General features: G+C 38.3%; 16 protein-coding genes, 1 pseudogene and 1 riboswitch. Of the genes and pseudogenes, 8 read left to right on the plus strand and 9 right to left on the minus strand.

Features of this window, described 5'->3' with window-relative positions:
* Positions 1–274: 274 nt before the first annotated feature.
* Both SUCMO_RS11780 and SUCMO_RS11795 read left to right on the plus strand, forming a co-directional pair.
* Positions 275–701 (plus strand): annotated as a pseudogene (locus SUCMO_RS11780) (flagellin N-terminal helical domain-containing protein); the annotation flags it as partial.
* 2,849 nt (positions 702–3,550) lie between these two features.
* Positions 3,551–4,009 (plus strand): flagellin, encoded by a 459-nt coding sequence (locus tag SUCMO_RS11795; RefSeq protein WP_245539367.1) that lies wholly within the window; start codon positions 3,551–3,553, stop codon positions 4,007–4,009.
* Between the two features lie 306 nt (positions 4,010–4,315).
* Here the strand turns inward: SUCMO_RS11795 and SUCMO_RS0109540 are convergent, their stop codons facing one another.
* The 9 genes from SUCMO_RS0109540 to SUCMO_RS0109580 form a co-directional block, all read right to left on the minus strand.
* Positions 4,316–4,735 (minus strand): GNAT family N-acetyltransferase, encoded by a 420-nt coding sequence (locus tag SUCMO_RS0109540; RefSeq protein ID WP_019880485.1) that lies wholly within the window; start codon positions 4,733–4,735, stop codon positions 4,316–4,318.
* A 220-nt stretch (positions 4,736–4,955) separates the two neighbouring features.
* Positions 4,956–6,227: a phosphoribosylamine--glycine ligase gene (gene purD, locus SUCMO_RS0109545; RefSeq protein WP_019880486.1), complete on the minus strand. Its 1,272-nt coding sequence runs from the start codon at positions 6,225–6,227 to the stop codon at positions 4,956–4,958.
* Between the two features lie 35 nt (positions 6,228–6,262).
* On the minus strand, positions 6,263–7,801 hold the full coding sequence (gene purH, locus SUCMO_RS0109550) for a bifunctional phosphoribosylaminoimidazolecarboxamide formyltransferase/IMP cyclohydrolase (RefSeq protein ID WP_019880487.1): 1,539 nt from the start codon (positions 7,799–7,801) through the stop codon (positions 6,263–6,265).
* Between the two features lie 13 nt (positions 7,802–7,814).
* Positions 7,815–8,429, minus strand: a complete 615-nt coding sequence (purN, locus tag SUCMO_RS0109555; RefSeq protein WP_019880488.1) for a phosphoribosylglycinamide formyltransferase — start codon at positions 8,427–8,429, stop codon at positions 7,815–7,817.
* Positions 8,422–9,486 carry a phosphoribosylformylglycinamidine cyclo-ligase gene (gene purM / locus SUCMO_RS0109560; RefSeq protein ID WP_019880489.1) on the minus strand — a complete coding sequence of 355 codons (1,065 nt, stop codon included), beginning with the start codon at positions 9,484–9,486 and terminating at the stop codon, positions 8,422–8,424. The genes purN and purM overlap by 8 nt, the downstream gene beginning before the upstream one ends.
* A 12-nt stretch (positions 9,487–9,498) precedes the next feature.
* The gene (gene purF, locus SUCMO_RS0109565; protein ID WP_019880490.1) at positions 9,499–10,914 is read right to left on the minus strand and encodes an amidophosphoribosyltransferase; all 1,416 of its coding nucleotides are present in this window, start codon (positions 10,912–10,914) and stop codon (positions 9,499–9,501) included.
* A 30-nt stretch (positions 10,915–10,944) separates the two neighbouring features.
* Positions 10,945–11,649, minus strand: coding sequence for a phosphoribosylaminoimidazolesuccinocarboxamide synthase (purC, locus tag SUCMO_RS0109570; protein ID WP_019880491.1), 705 nt, complete (start codon positions 11,647–11,649; stop codon positions 10,945–10,947).
* A 49-nt stretch (positions 11,650–11,698) separates the two neighbouring features.
* Entirely contained in the window at positions 11,699–12,193 is a 495-nt protein-coding gene (gene purE / locus SUCMO_RS0109575) for a 5-(carboxyamino)imidazole ribonucleotide mutase (protein WP_019880492.1), read from the minus strand.
* Positions 12,194–12,364: 171 nt separating this feature from the next.
* On the minus strand, positions 12,365–14,119 hold the full coding sequence (locus SUCMO_RS0109580) for an Rqc2 family fibronectin-binding protein (protein WP_019880493.1): 1,755 nt from the start codon (positions 14,117–14,119) through the stop codon (positions 12,365–12,367).
* 132 nt (positions 14,120–14,251) lie between these two features.
* Here SUCMO_RS0109580 and SUCMO_RS0109585 point away from each other — a divergent pair, with 132 nt between their 5' ends.
* The 6 genes from SUCMO_RS0109585 to metK all read left to right on the plus strand — a co-directional run bounded on the left by SUCMO_RS0109585 (position 14,252) and on the right by metK (position 18,912).
* Positions 14,252–15,142 carry a YicC/YloC family endoribonuclease gene (locus tag SUCMO_RS0109585; protein WP_019880495.1) on the plus strand — a complete coding sequence of 297 codons (891 nt, stop codon included), beginning with the start codon at positions 14,252–14,254 and terminating at the stop codon, positions 15,140–15,142.
* A 24-nt stretch (positions 15,143–15,166) separates the two neighbouring features.
* A complete protein-coding gene (gene remA, locus SUCMO_RS0109590; RefSeq protein ID WP_028953995.1) occupies positions 15,167–15,424 on the plus strand; it encodes an extracellular matrix/biofilm regulator RemA in 258 nt (85 codons plus the stop codon).
* Between the two features lie 11 nt (positions 15,425–15,435).
* On the plus strand, positions 15,436–16,053 hold the full coding sequence (gmk, locus tag SUCMO_RS0109595) for a guanylate kinase (protein WP_019880499.1): 618 nt from the start codon (positions 15,436–15,438) through the stop codon (positions 16,051–16,053).
* Positions 16,054–16,067: 14 nt separating this feature from the next.
* Positions 16,068–16,274 carry a DNA-directed RNA polymerase subunit omega gene (rpoZ, locus tag SUCMO_RS0109600; RefSeq protein ID WP_019880500.1) on the plus strand — a complete coding sequence of 69 codons (207 nt, stop codon included), beginning with the start codon at positions 16,068–16,070 and terminating at the stop codon, positions 16,272–16,274.
* Between the two features lie 15 nt (positions 16,275–16,289).
* The gene (gene coaBC / locus SUCMO_RS0109605; protein ID WP_019880501.1) at positions 16,290–17,492 is read left to right on the plus strand and encodes a bifunctional phosphopantothenoylcysteine decarboxylase/phosphopantothenate--cysteine ligase CoaBC; all 1,203 of its coding nucleotides are present in this window, start codon (positions 16,290–16,292) and stop codon (positions 17,490–17,492) included.
* Positions 17,493–17,543: 51 nt separating this feature from the next.
* A riboswitch (SAM riboswitch) is annotated at positions 17,544–17,645 on the plus strand.
* 76 nt (positions 17,646–17,721) lie between these two features.
* Complete coding sequence (metK, locus tag SUCMO_RS0109610) at positions 17,722–18,912, plus strand: methionine adenosyltransferase (RefSeq protein ID WP_019880502.1); 1,191 nt, start codon at positions 17,722–17,724, stop codon at positions 18,910–18,912.
* Positions 18,913–19,125 lie beyond the last annotated feature (213 nt).

A 19,125-nucleotide genomic window follows, 5' to 3' on the forward strand; every position in this document is an offset into this window, starting at 1 on the left:
CCATTTACTTAATTTATTTTCTCTAATTAGCAACTTAAAACAATAAAAAACATTAAAGATTTTATAAAATCATACGATATGTTATTATAAATATTATTTTTCTAGATACTTTCGTCATTTAGTGTTATTGAATTTCGAAACATAAATTACTTTCATTTGCAAATAAACACAGCTTAAAATATACGCCCAATTAAAGTTTAGCTATTTCTCGTACGACTACCATGAAATTAACTTAGATAGTTTTTAACGACACTATCTGTAAGGAGTAGTACTCATGATAATCAATAATAATATTTCTGCTAAAAATACCAACCGCCTTTTGAGTATTAGTAGCAAAAATTCTAGTAAAAATCTTGAAAAACTATCTTCAGGATTGCGAATTAATCGTGCTGGCGATGATGCTGCAGGTTTAGCAATTTCCGAAAAAATGCGAGCTCAAGTACGCGGTTTAACTCAATCAGCTCGTAATGCTCAAGATAGTATTTCGCTAATCCAAACCGCTGAAGGCGCTCTAGGGCAAACGCATGACCTTTTGCAACGCATTCGCGAGTTATCTGTTCAAGCGGCTAACGATACTAACACTAGTGATGATCGACAAGGTATCCAAGCGGAAGTTGAACAACTAGTTTCCGAAGTAGATCGTATCGCCAATACTACTGAGTTTAACACAAAGAAACTCTTGGATGGATCCGCCAAAGGTTCTCAAGAAAAAATAGATGGACAAATTCGTATTAGTAACAATTCAGCACTAACTATTCCAGCAACAACCAAAATGGCTCTACAAGAAGCTGCTAAAACAGTTGCTGTTGATGGTGCTTTTATGGTGGCTCGTGTTGATAATAATGGTTTAGAGCAAGAAATTGTAAATTCCTTAGGTAACGCTTTAAATACCGGTCAGAAAATTTTCAGCGATACTAAAACTCAAATTGATGATGTAGTTAGTTTAACAACTAAACTCCAATTAACTAAACCTAGTATTCAAGAAACTGCTCTAGCTATTAATCGAACTAAATTAGATGATAACCAACTCCAAGCAATTCGCGACGCCGCTGTTCAAACTAAAGCAATTGCTTATAACGCTGTCGAAAAAGCAATTCTAGCCAATAATGCTTCGCAGACTCTGGCTAATACCGCTGTACAAAGCGCCGTAACAGCCGCTAATAATTTTGCAACAGTTACAGCACCGAACATTTTAACTACCGCACACACTACAGCCACCACCGAAAAAGCATTTGTAGTAACTAGTGCTAATAATGCTATAACCGCAGCAACTACTGTAGCTAATAATGCTTTTGCAGATGTAAATCTCGGTATTACGGCCGCCCAAGGCATAATAGATGTTGCTAATAACGGAATAAACAATGCGATAACTGCCAGCACTAATGAAAAAAACACTTTAGAGACCGCTACAAGCAATGCCTTAACTGCAACTGACACCAGCCGAACTAATCTTTTAGCGGTACGTGACGCAACTTATCTTGACGGACTTACCACAAAAGCTGACTTGCCAACAGCCCTCAATCCTTTACGAGCAGATTTTGGTAATGCAGCAATCGATGCGATTCTAAATGACCCTAACATCACCACCTTAGCCGATGCTGCCGATCAACCAACTAGCGAAGTAGCGGTTGTTGCCGCGGTTAATAATCACTTAAAAGTCGCTGTAGATTATGCGCTTAATCAAAATGCTAGTGCTAGCATTACCGACCCCGCCTTGCTAAGTGCGGTATTAAGCGCAGGCGTAAATGCCGATGGCACTCTAAACACAGCACCTACAGTAATAAGTAGTGCTGCTTTTACAACTGCCCTCACTCCACTTTTGCGAACTGAGGCTTTAACTGCCGCTACTGCTGCTGGCAACAATGCTACCATAGCTAGTAACATCAGTAATTTAACTGTAACAGCTAGCGCTACTATTAATTCTGCTGCTACCATAAAACTTAATGCTACTTTGATAAACAATGTAACCACGGCTAGCAAAACTGCGGCTGCGGCTGCTATGACAACTAGTGACCTTAGCATCCGCACTGCCGCTGCCAATGTTATCAGCACGGGTTTTACCGCCAATACTTTAGCTGGAGTACAGTCAAATGCAGCTTTTGCCAATGCTGTTCAAACTGTAGGGCGCGCCAACGCCTTAGCCGCAACCGATCCTAGCTTACCTGCGAGCTTGCGCACTGCAATCGCCAACGCTTCTATCACAGGAGTTACAGTTACATCTGACATTACCACCAATCCTACCTACATCAATGAATTAGTAAGCTATGTTCGCAATAAAACCAACACCGCTGCACTTGGTGTTGGCGCAACAACCACCTTTGCCAATGCTATTACTCCCTTAATCGTAGATGCCAGCAGTACAATTAACGCTCCCGCAACAGTTGCGGCAACCAATGCTTACAAGGGTGCTGTAAACACTGAAATGCGACAAATTGCGCAGACCACAGCTTTGGCTAACGGTCTTTCTGGAACTTTGTCTACTATTGTCTATAATACAATTTTAAATACCACTATTCCTCCGGATAACTTAGCTATTTTTACCAACGTAATAGATAAAACAGTCTATCAAGATGCCTTAACAGCCGAACTCCAAAACGAGGCTTATCTCGTAACCAAAGCCAACGGTGTCAGTGAAAATGTTGCCCAAGCCACACGCGTCCTTATCCAAACAGATGGTGATGAACTTAAAACTTCAGGGGGCACCGTGATTGATGATTTGTTTGTTAAAACAGATTCTGGTTTTCAAGCAGCCCTCACAACCGACATGCGTAATAGTTCTATTCAAGCCGGAATCGCCTCTGGCGGTTTGGAAAGTCTCGTACGCATCGCTGCAGAAATCACCACTGATCCAAGCACCAGTATTGTTCCTGATATTGCCGCAATCCGTTACAATTCCAGATATCAAGATGCGGTTCTCAGTGCTATCGAAACACAAATCACAACCATGTCCAAACAATTCCGTTTTGACGCTAATTTAGAAAAATTGCTACTAGCAAACTCCGAAAAATTTGCCCAAGCTAGCAATAACAAAACTGTAGATCTTATCCTAGAGACAATGCGCAACAATCAAATTTTCCAAGCCACCGAATTAGCCAACAAAACTATCGCCGACCCACAACTAAAAGAAAATATTTTGCCGTTGTTATTACAAGACGATTGGGGTACGGTTAATACTACTGATACTATCTATAATACCCCGGCAATAGCTCAACGGACCTTGTCTTTGGCTTTAGCCAAAACCGAACAAACAATTGATAATATCATTCCGGCAACCAGCAATCGTTCGGAATTAATTAACGTTTTAAAACAAGCACTGCTAAATAGTGACAACACCGCCTTAGATAGCGCTAATAATATTTTAGCCAAAGCACCCGTAAAGCAACAATTAGAAATTGCGTTAAACAAAGCCATGGACAATGAGTTTATTCTCATCAATAACTTAGGTCAGCAAACGCCGCTAGATTTTTCAGACAGCGGTCAGCTAGATTTAAGTAAACATGTTCTTGGGCTAGAAGGAGCTGGCGCAACCTTACCCCTAGCTTTTCGCGATATGCAAGTGGGCGAGACTATAAGTTTTGTCTTTAGTAAAGCCGAAGCAGCGGACTTGAAATTAGAAGCGCCTTTTCTTAGCCAAATCGGTGCTAACAGCGGTCAATTTCTAAATATCGGAATAGCCGGGGTCGATACCAACACTTTAGGCATTACTAACCTTAACCTAACTAATAAATTTACTGCCCAAGCCGCAATTGAAGTAACCAACAACGCAATTATAAAAGTATCGCGTCAACGTAGTGTCCTCGGCGCAGTGCAAAATCGCTTAGAACACACTATTAGCAATCTCGGTACAGCTGCTGAAAATCTAAGTAGCTCTGAATCTCGCATTCGCGATCTAGACATGGCCAAAGAAATGCATGTTTTCCAGAAAAATAATGTCCTTAACCAAGTCGCCCAAGCAATGCTTGCTCAAGCCAATCAAACTCCGCAAGCAGTTGTCCAGTTATTGCGGTAATTGCAATTACTTTTCAGTTTAAATTTGCAAACAGTTTATAAAAAATCCTCCAGTTGTTTGAACTGCCCCCCAATCGTTAGATTTTTAGGTCTAACTTATTGGGGGGATTTTTACATTAATTAGCCTTGTATATGCAGTCTATATAGTATTTATCTGTATTGAAAAAAAACTTCTATTTTCTTAATATCTACTATTGTATCTAAATAAAATAAGTTCAATAATTCGTAGGTTTATTGCAAACGAACCCTAATTTCTCAAATAACAAATCACAATAAATAGATGCATGATATATCTCTAATATTGATACTATCTTAACTGTTTCATCATCCATACATGAGGACATCCTTCATCATCATGGATTTCATCTGATGCTACATAGCCATTTTTCACATAAAAAGTAGCTGCTCTGACTTGAGCTGATAATTCAATACAACGTCCTTTCCTTTCTATTACTTCTCTTTCTGCCGCTATAAGTAGTTCTCCGCCATAATTCTTACCTCTAAATTCCTTTAAGACGGCAATTCTTCCTACGGTATAATTTTGCCTTGCGCCAGAAAAATATAATCTACAAGTAGCAACTGGAATTGCTTTTTCAAATATTAAAAAGTGTATTGAAAGATTGTCAATATCATCAAATTCATTTTCAAAGCCCTGTTCTTCCATAAACACTTTCATGCGGATGCGTTTTGCATCCTCTGGTAATTGTTCATACATTTCAATTTCCATAGTTCTTCCTTTCCACTTCAAACAAAATAAGCAACCAAGACTAAATCTTATAGTGTCGAAACACCGTACCTACGATTTAATCTTGGTTGCCTTATTACCACTCATCCGGTGATGAGCGAAAGCTAATATTAAATTTACAAATAGAACTGTATTAAAATATCGCTAATATGTCTAGAGCAACACTCTGCTAAATTAGCATATCCTAATTTATTTGTTTCTTTTATTTTAAAGCTCGCCAAGCAATGTCTTTTCGATAATGTTGGCCTGTAAAGTTAATTTTTTCTACAGCCTGATAAGCCAAGTCTTTGGCCGCTCGCAAATCTTGCGCACAACCAACCACACCGAGCACTCGTCCGCCCGTAGTCACTAATTGTTCGGCACTAATCCCCGTACCCGCATGAAATACCGTGGCATTTTCCAATTGTTTTACACTCTCTAAACCGCTAATCGGCTCATTTTTGCGATAATCAGCCGCTGGATATCCTTGAGCAGCCATTACTACACAAACTGCCGCTTGGTTATTCCATTTAACTTCTACATCCTGTAGTCGACCTTGAGCACAGGCTAATAGAACTTCGGCCAAATCACTCGCTAACAATGGCATAATGACTTGTGTTTCTGGATCGCCAAACCGCGCATTAAATTCAATAACTTTTATACCTTGCTTGGTAATCATTAAGCCTGCATATAAACAACCTACATAAGGACAGCCTTCTGCCGCCATTGCTTTAATCGTGGGCACAAGCACTGTATCTAAACAAAGTTGTTGTAGTTCTGGAGTTAATACTGGCGCTGGAGCATAAGTACCCATGCCACCGGTATTTGGCCCTTGATCCGCATCAAAAATCCGCTTATGGTCTTGCGCTGCAACCATCGGCACAATTGTTTTGCCATCGGTAAAAGCAAGCAAGGAAGCCTCTTCGCCTGCTAAATACTCTTCAATAACCACACTCGCACCCGCTTGACCAAACTCACTATCTAACATAATTTTATCAATAGCCTCTAAAGCTTCCGCTTCAGTCATCGCTACGATAACACCTTTACCCGCCGCAAGTCCATCTGCTTTAACAACAATCGGTGCCCCTTGTTCTTGGATATATTTTTTCGCACTGTCAGCATCATAAAAAACACCAAATGCCGCTGTGGGAATATTATATTTCGCCATTAAATCTTTGGCAAAGCCTTTAGATCCTTCAATTTGAGCTGCTAGCTTGCTAGGTCCAAAAATATTTAAGCCGCGCGCTTGGAAAACATCCACAATTCCCGCAACCAAAGTTGCCTCAGGACCGACAACGGTCAAATCTATTGCCTGCTGTTGAGCAAAATCAGCCACTGCTGATAAATTAGTCAAATCTAGTTGCACACACTCTGCTAACTCCGCAATTCCAGGATTGCCAGGGGCCGCATATATCTTACTAACTTTTGCACTTTGGGCTAGTTTCCAAACCAACGCATGTTCTCGACCACCACTACCAATAACTAATATCCGCATAAGTCCTCCCTTATTTTCCGCCGACTTAATCTAGCTTAATGTTTAAAATGACGTACTTTAGTAAACACCATGGCCAAGCCATGTTCATTCGCGGCATCAATACTTTCTTGGTCGCGCACCGAGCCACCAGTTTGAATTATCGCACTAATTCCCGCTTGATGGGCTGAATCGACTGTATCTCTAAATGGTAAAAAGGCATCGGAGGCCAAAACACTGCCTACGCTTTCTGCTCCTGCTTGAGCAATCGCAATATTAGCTGAACCAACTCGATTCATTTGTCCTGCGCCTACACCTAAAGTAACTTCTGCTTTAGCTAAAACAATCGCATTGGATTTTACATGTTTTACTACTTTCCAGGCAAATAACAAATCTGCCCATTCCGCTTCTGTTGGTTGACGTTTACTTACCACTTGCAAATCTTCACGTTTCACAACTAAAGTATCTAATTCTTGGATTAAAATACCGCCCGTAACTTTTTTCATATCTTTTTCTTGCCCAGTAAACGCTAGTAAAGGCAATTCTAATAGCCGAATATTTTTCTTCGCCGTTAAAATTTCTAAGGCTTCGGGCGAATAAGCTGGCGCAATTATAGCTTCTACAAACAATTTACTCATCTCTAGCGCCGTAGCTTGGTCAACTATTTGGTTTAGAGCAATAATGCCACCAAAAGCGGACGTGCTATCAGCCGCATAAGCTTTTAGATAAGCCGTACACAATTGTGCTGCTGTTGCTGTACCACAAGGATTCGTATGCTTAATTATACTAACTGCGGGTTTATCAAATTCGCAAACTATTCGATAGGCTGCTTCCAAATCTACAATATTGTTAAAAGACAATTCCTTGCCGTGTAGTTGTTTCGCTTTGGCAATGCCGTATTCTTCCCCTTGCACTGCATAAAAAGCTGCTTTTTGGTGAGGATTTTCCCCATAGCGTAAATCTTGAACTTTAGTCAGCAATAAGCTATCGGCTGCCACAAATTCTTCTGCTGTTAAATCTTGTAACAAATATTTAGTTATCGCTAGATCGTACTCCCCGGTATGGCGATAAGCTTCTAAAGATAATTTTTGTCTAAAATTTAAGCTAATTTCTTGTTTGCTATTGATTAATTCAATTATTTCCGCATAACGTTCAGGGTTAACTACAACCATTACGTCCTTAAAGTTTTTAGCCGCCGCTCTAATCATCGCAGGCCCGCCAATATCAATATTCTCTATCGCTTCTGCCTTAGTTACGCCTGGTTTGGCAATAGTCTCTTTAAAGGGGTATAAGTTTACCACTACCATATCAATCGGCTTTATGCCATGTGTTTGCATTGCTTGTACATGCTCTTGGTTATCACGAATTGCCAAAATCCCACCATGAACATAAGGATTTAAAGTTTTAACCCGTCCGTCCATTATTTCTGGAAAACCTGTAACTTCACTAACATAAGTTACAGGAATACCAGCTTGTTTTATAGCCTGCATTGTACCACCCGTAGAAATAATTTCCACACCTGCGGCATGCAAACATCTTGCTAATTCAATAATGCCTTGTTTATTAGAAACACTTAATAATGCTCGTTTAATATTCATAATTCACCCATTCCTATTTTAGAATCTTTACTTGACGGCCTTGAACTGCAATTTTTCCTTGAACATACAGTTGTAAAACCCTCGGGAAAATTTCATGTTCTTTTTCTAAAATTTTTGCCGCTAAGCTCGCTTCATTATCATCTTCAGCAACTTCGACAATTGCTTGCATAATAATCGGGCCACTATCCATTCCCTCATCTACAAAATGCACTGTACAACCCGAATACTTAGCTCCATAATCAATTGCCTGCTTTTGCGCCTGCAAGCCAGGAAAGCTAGGTAAGAGCGAGGGATGAATATTAATAATTTTTTCTGGGAAAGCTCTAATTACTTGGCTAGATAAAATTCGCATAAATCCAGCTAATACTAACAACTCCACCTTATGGGCTTGCAGACATTCTATAAGCGCCTGTTCAAAAGCTTCTTTGCTAGAATAATCTTGTCTTAAAATGACTACGGCTGGAATACCTGCCGCAGCCGCTCTTTGCAAAACATAAGCATCGGCTTTGTCGGCAATAACTACGCCAATTTGCAACGACAATTCGCCACTACTAATTTTATCTAAAATCGATTGGAAATTACTGCCACGCCCACTAGCTAAAACGCCAGCTATAATTTTGCTACTCATGGAAGACGCCGCCCTTCAAAATGGCCTCTTTAACTCCACTAGTTATTTGACCTAACTCAAAACAAGCTTCTTGCTTGTTAGCTAGTTCTGCTTTAATTAATTCTGCTTCAGCTGCATCTACAATCAAAATCATCCCAATACCCATATTAAAAGTCCGATACATTTCCTTCCAAGGCACATTACCCCACTCTTGCAATTTAGCAAAAATAGCTGGCATTTTCCAAGCCCCTGCATCAATTATCGCACTACAATTTTCTGGTAAAATACGAGGAATATTTTCATAAAAACCCCCACCAGTAATATGAACCATGCCTTTAATATTAAACTTTTCAATCAGAGGTAAACATAAACTTGGATACAAACGTGTTGGCTCTAACAGTTCTAAACCCAAAGTACGGCCAAATTCAGGAATTTCGGCGTCTAACTCTAGTTTTTGCACATCAAAACAAATTTTTCGCACCAAGGAAAATCCATTAGAGTGTAAGCCACTAGATGGCAAACCTAAAATTACATCCCCTGGTTTAATCTGCTCACCCGTAATCATTTTGGCCTTATCAACTACCCCCACACAAAAACCCGCGATATCATATTCGCCAGTTGCATAAAAGCCAGCCATTTCTGCCGTTTCGCCCCCAATTAGAGCGCAACCTGATTCCTTACACGCCTTAGCTACTCCAGCTACAATGTTAGCCACTTGTTCTGAACGTACTTTATCAACAGCTAGGTAATCCAGGAAAAACAATGGTTCTGCCCCTTGCACCAAAATATCATTTACGCACATAGCTACAGCGTCTTGGCCGATTGTATCATGTTTATTCATCATAAAGGCTAGCTTCAATTTAGTACCTACCCCATCTGTACCTGACACTAATACTGGTTGTTCATATTTTTTATGATTCAAAGCAAACAAACCACCAAAACCACCTAGGTCACCCATTACTTCTGGTCGGTAAGTCGCTCGCACGTTATTTTTCATCAATTCTACAGCCCGATTGCCAGCATCAATATCTACCCCAGCATCAGCATAGGTTAATTGTGTTTTCTTCTCTTCCGCCACCGTAAAATCCTCCTATTCAAAAATGTTTTTATTGTTACAGTCTGTAGTTTCTGGATATTCTCCTGTAAAACATGCATAACACATATTTTCTGCTCTTTTTGTCGCAAAAACTTGGCGCAACCCGGCCATAGAAATATAATGCAAGGAATCTGCCCCAATGTACTCACAAATTTCTTGCTCGGTATGTGTTGCCGCAATCAATTCTTTGCGCACAGATGTATCAATTCCATAAAAACATGGATAGGTTACTGGTGGTGAACTTACACACATATGCACTTCAGTAGCGCCAGCATCTTTTAACAAGCGTACTATTTTCCCGCTAGTAGTACCGCGCACAATGGAGTCATCCACCATAATTACACGTTTACCCTCTACTAAAGATTTTACGGCACTTAGTTTCATGCGCACACTATTAGCCCGTTTCTTTTGTTCTGGTTGAATAAAAGTTCTGCCCATATAGCGATTTTTTATCAAACCTTCTAAAAAGGGAATCCCGGACTCTAGCGAATAGCCAATAGCCGCAGGCGTACCCGAATCTGGTACTGACACCACGATATCTGCTTGAATACGGGCATTTTCTTTAGCTAATTGTCGTCCCATTGCCACCCGTGATTGATATACACATTGACCATCAATTACACTGTCTGGGCGCGCAAAGTAAATATATTCAAATACGCATCTTGCTAATTTTTCTCTTGGCGGCGTAAAGAAGTAACTTGTGAATTCTTGCTGATCACTGGAGATAACTACTACTTCACCAGGCAAGACATCGCGAACAAAAGCTGCCCCAATTGCATCTAATGCACAGGTTTCTGAAGAAATTATATAGCCCGTATCCAATTTGCCAATACATAAAGGACGATAGCCATAGCTATCACGCACCGCAAACATTTTATCATCAGTCATAATAACCAAGGAAAATGCTCCAGTTAATTCCCGCATTGCTTCAGCAATTTTATCTTCGATAGTTGCTCCACGCGAGCGAGCTATTAGCGTGATAATAACTTCTGTATCTACACTAGTTTGGAACACTGCCCCTTCTTGAGCCAATTTTTCTCGGATTTTTTTAGCATTAGTCAAGTTGCCATTATGTGACAAACTTAAATTTCCACCTGCATAACAAACTTTAAGTGGCTGAATATTTATTGCTAAACTAGCTCCCGTAGTTGAATAACGCACATGTCCAATTGCCATATGGCCTGGCAATTCGGGTAACCCATCCCGGAAAACTTCCGTTACTAAGCCCATGCCCCGTTTAATGTCCACGTTTACGCCATCACTAACAACTATACCGGTACTTTCTTGTCCCCGATGTTGCAAGGCAAATAGGCCCAAATAAGTAGTTAAAGCTACATCTTCCTTATGAGAGTAAATGCCGAATACACCACATTCTTCTTTTGGTTTATCTGTTATTTGATCAAAAAACACAATGTTCTCCTTTTCTCGCCCCAATAGTTTTTAGCCGATTAATCTTTTTAAAACTTCTTGATATGCTTCTTCAACATTTCCTAAATCTCTACGGAAACGATCTTTATCCATTTTTTCCATTGTTTTGCTATCCCATAGACGGCAGGTATCTGGAGTTATTTCATCTGCCAAAATAACTTGTCCTTCATATAAACCAAATTCCAATTTGAAATCTACTAATAAAATGCCCCGTTCAGCTAGGTAAGCACTTAAAATTTCATTGATTTTCAAAGCGTATTTTTCCATAGTGTCAATTTGCTCTTGAGTCGCCAATTTCATTGCTTTAGCGTGATAGTAGTTAATTGGTGGATCGCCTACTTCATCGTTTTTATAATAAAGTTCTACTACTGTACTAGCTAGTTTCTCCCCTTCAGGAATGCCTAAGTTTTTAGACAAACTTCCAGCTACAATATTTCTTGTTACCACTTCAATTGGGATAATTTGAACTTTTTTTACTAATACCTCCCGATCACTTAACTCTTTAATGATATGATGAGGAATGCCTTGTTTGCCTAATAAATCAAAAAAGAAATTAGTGATTTTATTGTTCATAATTCCTTTGTTAATAATTGTGCCTTTTTTCAAACCGTTAAAAGCTGTAGCATCATCTTTATAATATACAATTACTTCATTTTCTTTGTCCGTTTTAAAAATCTTTTTCGCTTTACCCTCATATAACATTTCGCCCATTTTCATAATTAAACACTCCCTTATTTTTTATATCTATTTTTATTTTCAGTGAAAATTATTTTTCAGCTCTTAACTGTTGTAATCTTTGCCCTTTAGCAATAACTTCTTGTTGCATTTTTTCGCGATAAGCCGCCAAATAATCTACTAATTGAGGATATTTCCCTGACAAAATTTGGATCGCAAATAAAGCTGCATTTTTCGCCCCGTCAATCGCCATTGTCGCCACAGGAATTCCTGAGGGCATTTGCGCAATACTAAGTAGAGCATCCATCCCATCTAAGCTAGTCGCATTAATCGGCACCCCAATTACTGGCAAAGTCGTAAATGCTGCCACTACCCCAGGTAAATGTGCCGCCGCTCCCGCTGCGGCAATAATAACTTCTATACCTTCACTTCTAGCCTTTAAAACATAATCATGCACTAAATTCGGCGTTCTATGTGCTGAAGCTACTAAAACATCCACTGCTACGCCAGCAGCAGCTAATTCTTGTTCTGCTACCTTTAAAATACCCCAATCAGAATCGCTACCCATGATAATCGCTACCTTCATCACACACTCTCCTTTGAACGTTCAATAAATTATTTACACTTTTAAGGATAATTTTCTTTTAAAGTTATAAAGTTTACACTTTTTCTAGTTGCTTATTGTAACTTCAAGGATATTTTAACAAATGCCTTGGTATAAATCAATATTTTTTCGAACTTTATTTTCACTTATTCTTTAATCGTTCGTTTTATTTGTTTTTATAAATTCTTCAATTTTAGCAACATCTAGCGTGAGATATAGCGTGCTTTGCTTATCATAGTAAACTAACCCAGGTTTTGCCCCATTAGCTTTCCAAACATTTTTGCGTTGCGTATAATCCACTGGCACATTGCTAGAATTTTTCCCTTTACTAAAATAAAGGGCTAACTCCGCCGCCAGTTGAATTTCAGTTGCTGCTGGCTGACCACTAGTTTTCTTAATTACGACATGTGAACCTGGCTGTTTTTGTACATGAAACCACAAATCGTTAGTTTTAGCAATTTTAAAAGTAAGTTGATCATTTTGTTGGTTATTTTTCCCGACGTAAATTAAAGTATCTGCATCAACTCGAAATTTCCAAGGACTTGAGAGGGTTTTTTTAATTTTATTTTTGGTTTTTTTTGCTGCTTTGAATAAGCCTAAGACTTCTAATTCTATTTTTAGCTCTTGAATTTCCTCATTACTAGAGACGTTATCTAAGGCTATTTCCAAACTTTGTAAATAAAAAATTTGTTCACTAGTTTGTTGGATTTGTTCTAGCAGCACAACATTGGCCCGTTTGGCCTTATTATATTTTTTATAATAAGCATTGGCATTTTCTAGAGGCGATAGACGTGCTTCTAAAACAATTGTAATTGGCTGATTGCTGTAGATATCTAAACCTTGATATTTATTGCTCTTAGGTTCGATAATATACAAATAAGCCATCAGGTTATCTGCCCAAATTTTATATTGTTCGGCATTTTCAGCTATAGCTTTTTCCCCTTCTAAGGCTATTTTTTTTCTTTCTTGTTTGTCGATTTCATTTTTTAATAATTTTTCTAAAAATATTTTTTCTGGGACTGCTGCTGGGGTTAACTGCAATAAATAATTTATTGCCGCTAAAACTGAAGGAAAAACTTGTTCTTGCGTATTTGCTTGCTGACTAAACAATCTAAATGGGGCAAAGGCTACAAAGCGCCCAGCTTTGGTATAGCAATAATAACCCTTGCGCAAATTAATTTCTGCTTTAATTTCCACAATATTTTTTCCCAACTCTTGCCAATCTTTTTCAGTTAATTCAGTAGTAGCAATATTATCTGGGAACCCACAGCGCCAAACTATTTCCCTACTAATCACAGTGCCTATTCCAGCAAAATTAGCCAACAAAAATTTATGCAACACAACAGCTACCGTGTCGCTTTTACCCGCAGTGATAAAATCTGCACTATTATTTTTAACTAAACTATAGGGTGTGTGTTTTTGCGGTGGTAAAACATATTCACGATTAGGCTGAATTTGACGAAACGAATTGTTTTTTAAAGCAACATTTTTCAAAGCCTGAATAATAATATTGTCTTTTAATAAAATTATGTTACTATTTTTCCCAGTCAATTCAACATAGAGATTTTTACTCTCTAGTTGATTTGCAAAACCAATTGTATCTACTTGTATATTAATTATTCTATCTAATTCATACTGTCGCACATCTGTAATTCTCGCACCTTCTAAGTGTTTTCTCAAAACCATACAAAAGCTAGTGGGAGTTTCTAAATGTTGTGGTGCATTTTGCACAAAATACATGATTGGCAAACTAGTGCTAATTACTAAATACTGTTTTTCATTTTTAACATATAGATATATACATACCGTACTATGATCAATTTGATATATCTTATCAATTCTCGCATTTATTAAACGTTCATATAGCTCTTCTTTTAAAAAAGATAAACTTAATCCATCTAAATTCATATAAAATCCCTTTCTTTAGCCATTTTTTATGTTATAATATAACATTATTATATATTATATTATGATCAATAGCTAAATAATATTAATAATTTAAATTGTAGGAGTTTTTTCTAAAAAAGGAGGTTTATAAATTTGTTAAAAAGCATGACTGGTTTTGGTCGCGGGGACTTCCGTGATGATAAACATTCTTTTACGATAGAAGTTAAAGCTGTGAATCATCGCTATAATGATGTAGTTGTTCGTATGCCACGCATGCTCAACGTCTTAGAAGATAAGATTAGACGGGGAATTTTAAATAAAATAAGCCGTGGTCGTCTAGACGTTTTTATTAGCATGGAAGACTACACCGCTGATAAGTCTAATGTTCAGGTAGATAAACAGCTAGCTTTAGCTTATCAAAAAGCATTTCGCGAAATTTCTTTTTTAACTTGTTGTAATTCAAATGAAAGCCAAGAATTACTTTATGTTCTAAAAGCACCTGATGTTGTTACGCAAAAAGAGCAACCACTAGATGCCGAAGAACTTTGGTCTAAACTAGAACAAGCGCTGAATATTGCTATTACAAATCTAATTATGATGCGTAAAGCGGAAGGCAACAATATTTATCAAGATTTATTAAATCGCATAAATCTCTTGCGAAATCTATTAACCAAAATAGAACAACGTGCCCCTTTAGTTCCAGTAGAAGCACAAAAACGAATCACGGAGCGCATTAACGAACTTTTAAAAGAACACAATAATGTTCTAGATCCAGAACGTTTAGCACAAGAAATCGCTATTTTTGCTGATAAAGCTAGCATTACTGAGGAAATTGTGCGTTTGAAAAGTCATTTCGAACAATTTATTAAAACTATTCAAAGCCAGCAACCAGCTGGACGTAAATTGGATTTTTTAGTGCAAGAGTTAAATCGCGAAGTAAATACTATCGCTTCTAAAGCGAATGATTTTGCCATTACTACCGTTGCGGTAGATATGAAAAGTGAAATCGAAAAAATAAGAGAACAAATACAAAATATAGAATAAAATTGGAGAGTTATCACAATGGCAATGGGAATGAAGTTAATAAATATCGGTTTTGGAAATGTAGTCGCAGCAGCAAGAGTAATTGCAATAATTAGTCCAGATTCTGCGCCTGTAAAAAGAATTATTCAAGAAGCAAGAGATAAAAACATCTTAATTGATGCAACTTATGGTCGCAGAACTCGTGCCGTGCTGGTTATGGATAGTAATCATGTGGTTTTATCTGCTATTCAACCTGAAACAGTAGCACACCGCGCTACACAAAACGACGAAACCGAAGAATAGGAGGGGGTTTAATGCAGGAAAAAGGTATTTTATTAGTCCTATCCGGTCCCTCTGGTGCTGGCAAAGGTACAATATGCAAGTATTTGCTAGCTCATAATCCTAGTTTAAAGTATTCCATCTCTGCTACGACAAGAGCACCTCGTACTGGCGAGTTGAATGGTCAAAGCTATCATTTTGTTAGCAAAGACACTTTTCAAGAAATGATCGCTCAAGATGAATTGCTAGAACACGCAGAGGTTTATGGGAATTACTATGGCACGCCTAAAAATTATGTCCAAAAACTTTTAGATGAAAATCTTGATGTCATTTTAGAAATAGACCCGCAAGGGGCCATGCAAATCAAAAATAAATTTCCTGAAGCAGTTTTTGTCCTAATTTTACCACCTTCTTTAACCGAGTTATCTGACCGCATCTATAAACGCGGTACCGATACTGCAGAAGTTATTAGGCATCGCTTAAGCAAAGCTGTTTCCGAACTAAAATTTTGCGCATCTAAATATGACTACTTGGTAATTAATGATGAAGTCAACAAAGCCAGCGATAAAATTTTAGCAATAATAACATCTGAAAAATGTCGCGTAGGGCGCAACATGCCTGTAGTCGAAGAAATTATTTGTAACAATAACTAAAAGGAAGTGATCTCTTGATTAATCCATCTATCGATTATCTAGTTACTTTGGTAGACAGTAAATATACCCTGGTGGTTTTAGCTGCAAAACGTGGACGCGAACTATTAAATGATAATAATAGCGAAATAAAATGTCCTTCTAATAAACCAGTAAGTATCGCCTTGTATGAAATAGCTCAAGGTAAAATAACCTATGAACGTACCAAATTAGGTATCAAGTAAGTTACGGAGGATATTATGTCACTTACAGGAAAAAAAATTGTTTTAGGTGTAAGCGGCGGTATCGCTGTCTATAAGGCTGTAGACTTGGTAAGCAGACTGCGTAAAAAAGGCGCAGAGGTTAAAGTTGTAATGACCGAAGCGGCGACTAAATTCGTTACTCCCCTAACTTTTCGTGAACTTAGTGCTAATCCAGTTGTAGTAAGCATGTGGGGGGAAGTTCATGAATTCAATGTCGAACATATTGCGTTAGCCTGTTGGGCTGATTTATTTGTGGTTGCGCCTGCAACTGCGAATATCATTGCCAAAATGGCTACCGGAATCGCGGATGATATGCTGTCAACAACCTTATTAGCCACACCAGCCCAAATAGTTATTTGTCCAGCAATGAATACTAATATGTATGAGCACCCGATAACTAAAGCAAATTTACAGAAATTACTGGATCTAGGTTATAAAGTTTTGCCAGCCGCTGAAGGTCATCTAGCTTGTGGTACGAGCGGCGCCGGACGTCTGCCTGAACCTCAAGCAATTGTTGAATATCTCGAACAAACTATTGTTGCAGCTCAAGACCTAGCTGGTTTAAATATTCTAGTAACTGCCGCTGGGACGCGCGAAGCGATCGACCCCGTTCGCTATATCAGTAATCATTCTAGCGGTAAAATGGGCTATGCTATAGCCCAAGCGGCTATAGCTCGCGGTGCACAGGTTACATTAATTTCAGGTCCCAGCAATCTTCCTGTGCCTGCTAAAGTTAATTTTATTGCTGTAGACAGCGCTAGGGAAATGCATGCTGCGGTTTTAGATTATTTTACCCAAGCCGATATTGTAATTAAGGCTGCGGCGGTTGCTGATTATCGCCCCAAAGAAGTCAGCTCTCAAAAAATAAAAAAACAAGCTGATGCTAATTTAACTATTGTTTTAGAGAAAAATCCTGATATCCTGGCCGATCTTGGGCAAAAGAAAACCAAACAATTTTTGGTTGGTTTTGCGGCCGAAACTAATGATTTAATTAGTAATGCCCAAGAAAAATTACGCAAGAAAAATCTTGATATGATTGTCGCTAATGATGTAACCTTAAGTGGGGCTGGGTTTAATGCCGATACCAACATCGTTAAATTGCTCTATCCCGATGGAGAAATTTGTTCCTTAGAACAAATGAGCAAAACTAAAGTAGCAAACATTCTTCTCGACTGCATCTTGGCGAAAAGAAAAATCTAGCTTGCAAAATCTATTTTTTTCCAGTATAATCTATGCTGTAAGTAAATATTGTACTCATCAAGAGTTAGCTGAGGGAATGGCCCGATGAAGCTGCGGCAACCATGATTTTTATCAAACGGTGCCAATTCCTGCTATTATATAGCAAGATGGGAAATAGATAACTAAATCTAACTCCCATTTTTGGGAGTTTTTATTTTTTCTTATTACAATTAAGGAGTGATACTTTTTTATGTCAAAAATGAAACGACTATTTACCTCTGAATCTGTTACTGAAGGACATCCTGATAAAATAGCCGACCAAATTTCTGATTCTGTTTTAGATGCGATTTTGGCTCAAGATCCAGAAGCTCGTGTTGCTTGCGAAACTTTAGTTACTACTGGCCAAGTTCACGTAGTTGGCGAAATCACAACATCTTGCTATGTTGATATTCCTAAAGTAGTTCGCAAAACTATTGTTGACATCGGTTATGACCGTGCAAAATATGGTTTTGATGGTGAAACTTGCGGTATTTTAGTTTCTATTGATGAACAATCTGCAGATATTGCTATGGGTGTAGATAAATCTTTAGAAGCTAAACAAGGTGAACAAGATTACATCGAAGCTATTGGCGCTGGCGACCAAGGCATGATGTTTGGTTATGCTAGTAATGAAACCCCTGAATTTATGCCTTTACCAATTTCTTTAGCCCACAAATTAGCTTTACAACTTACTAAAGTTCGTAAAGATGGCACTTTACCTTATCTTCGCCCTGATGGTAAAACTCAAGTTACTGTAGAGTACGAAGATGATAAACCAGTACGTGTAGATACAATTGTTATTTCTACTCAACACGGTCCTGAAGTTTCTTTAGAACAAATTGCTAAAGATCTTAAAGAACTAGTAATTCTTCCTGTAGTAGATGCAAACTTACTAGATGAAAATACTAAATACTACATTAATCCAACAGGCCGCTTTGTTGTTGGTGGACCACAAGGTGATTCTGGTCTTACAGGCCGTAAAATAATTGTAGATACTTATGGCGGTATGGCTCGTCATGGTGGCGGTGCTTTCTCAGGTAAAGATCCAACAAAAGTAGATCGCTCTGCAGCTTATGCAGCTCGTTATGTAGCTAAAAACATCGTTGCTGCTGGTCTAGCTGACAAATGCGAAATCCAACTAGCTTATGCTATTGGTATCGCTAAACCAGTTTCTGTTTTAGTAGATACTTTTGGTACAGCTAAAATTTCTGAAGAAAAAATTGCCCAACTAGTACAAAAACATTTTGATTTGCGTCCAGCTGGCATTATCAAAGCTCTTGATCTTCGTCGCCCAATTTACAAGCAAACTGCTGCTTATGGACACATGGGCCGTACTGATATTGAACTTCCTTGGGAAAAGCTTGATAAAGTCGCTGAACTAAAAAAAGACGCTGGTCTATAAACTATAAAATTTTTAAATTCAAAGAGGCTGTCGCCCTAGTGCGACGGCCTCTTTTTCATGATTAACTTCAGAAGCTCAACTCCAATTATTAAATATGATTTCTCTTTCCGAGAATATCAGAAAAGCTTATATGCTCAAAGAATTATTTCATAACGCTATTAGTAGCAAAGATATTTTAAAAACCTTTTAATCTGGTAAGAAAAAGCTAAACAG

Origin of the sequence: Succinispira mobilis DSM 6222, assembly GCF_000384135.1 — a bacterium.
GTDB classification, from domain to species: Bacteria; Bacillota; Negativicutes; order Acidaminococcales; family Succinispiraceae; genus Succinispira; species Succinispira mobilis.

What these genes read in the sequence shown, in the direction of transcription:
- SUCMO_RS0109540 (WP_019880485.1), bottom strand. Translation starts at nt 4,735, where the DNA reads ATGGAAATTGAAATGTATGAACAATTACCAGAGGATGCAAAACGCATC.
- remA (WP_028953995.1), top strand. Translation starts at nt 15,167, where the DNA reads ATGGGAATGAAGTTAATAAATATCGGTTTTGGAAATGTAGTCGCAGCA.
- purC (WP_019880491.1), bottom strand. Translation starts at nt 11,649, where the DNA reads ATGAAAATGGGCGAAATGTTATATGAGGGTAAAGCGAAAAAGATTTTT.
- purN (WP_019880488.1), bottom strand. Translation starts at nt 8,429, where the DNA reads ATGAGTAGCAAAATTATAGCTGGCGTTTTAGCTAGTGGGCGTGGCAGT.
- SUCMO_RS11795 (WP_245539367.1), top strand. Translation starts at nt 3,551, where the DNA reads ATGCAAGTGGGCGAGACTATAAGTTTTGTCTTTAGTAAAGCCGAAGCA.
- coaBC (WP_019880501.1), top strand. Translation starts at nt 16,290, where the DNA reads ATGTCACTTACAGGAAAAAAAATTGTTTTAGGTGTAAGCGGCGGTATC.
- SUCMO_RS0109580 (WP_019880493.1), bottom strand. Translation starts at nt 14,119, where the DNA reads ATGAATTTAGATGGATTAAGTTTATCTTTTTTAAAAGAAGAGCTATAT.
- metK (WP_019880502.1), top strand. Translation starts at nt 17,722, where the DNA reads ATGTCAAAAATGAAACGACTATTTACCTCTGAATCTGTTACTGAAGGA.
- purD (WP_019880486.1), bottom strand. Translation starts at nt 6,227, where the DNA reads ATGCGGATATTAGTTATTGGTAGTGGTGGTCGAGAACATGCGTTGGTT.
- purH (WP_019880487.1), bottom strand. Translation starts at nt 7,801, where the DNA reads ATGAATATTAAACGAGCATTATTAAGTGTTTCTAATAAACAAGGCATT.
- gmk (WP_019880499.1), top strand. Translation starts at nt 15,436, where the DNA reads ATGCAGGAAAAAGGTATTTTATTAGTCCTATCCGGTCCCTCTGGTGCT.
- purE (WP_019880492.1), bottom strand. Translation starts at nt 12,193, where the DNA reads ATGAAGGTAGCGATTATCATGGGTAGCGATTCTGATTGGGGTATTTTA.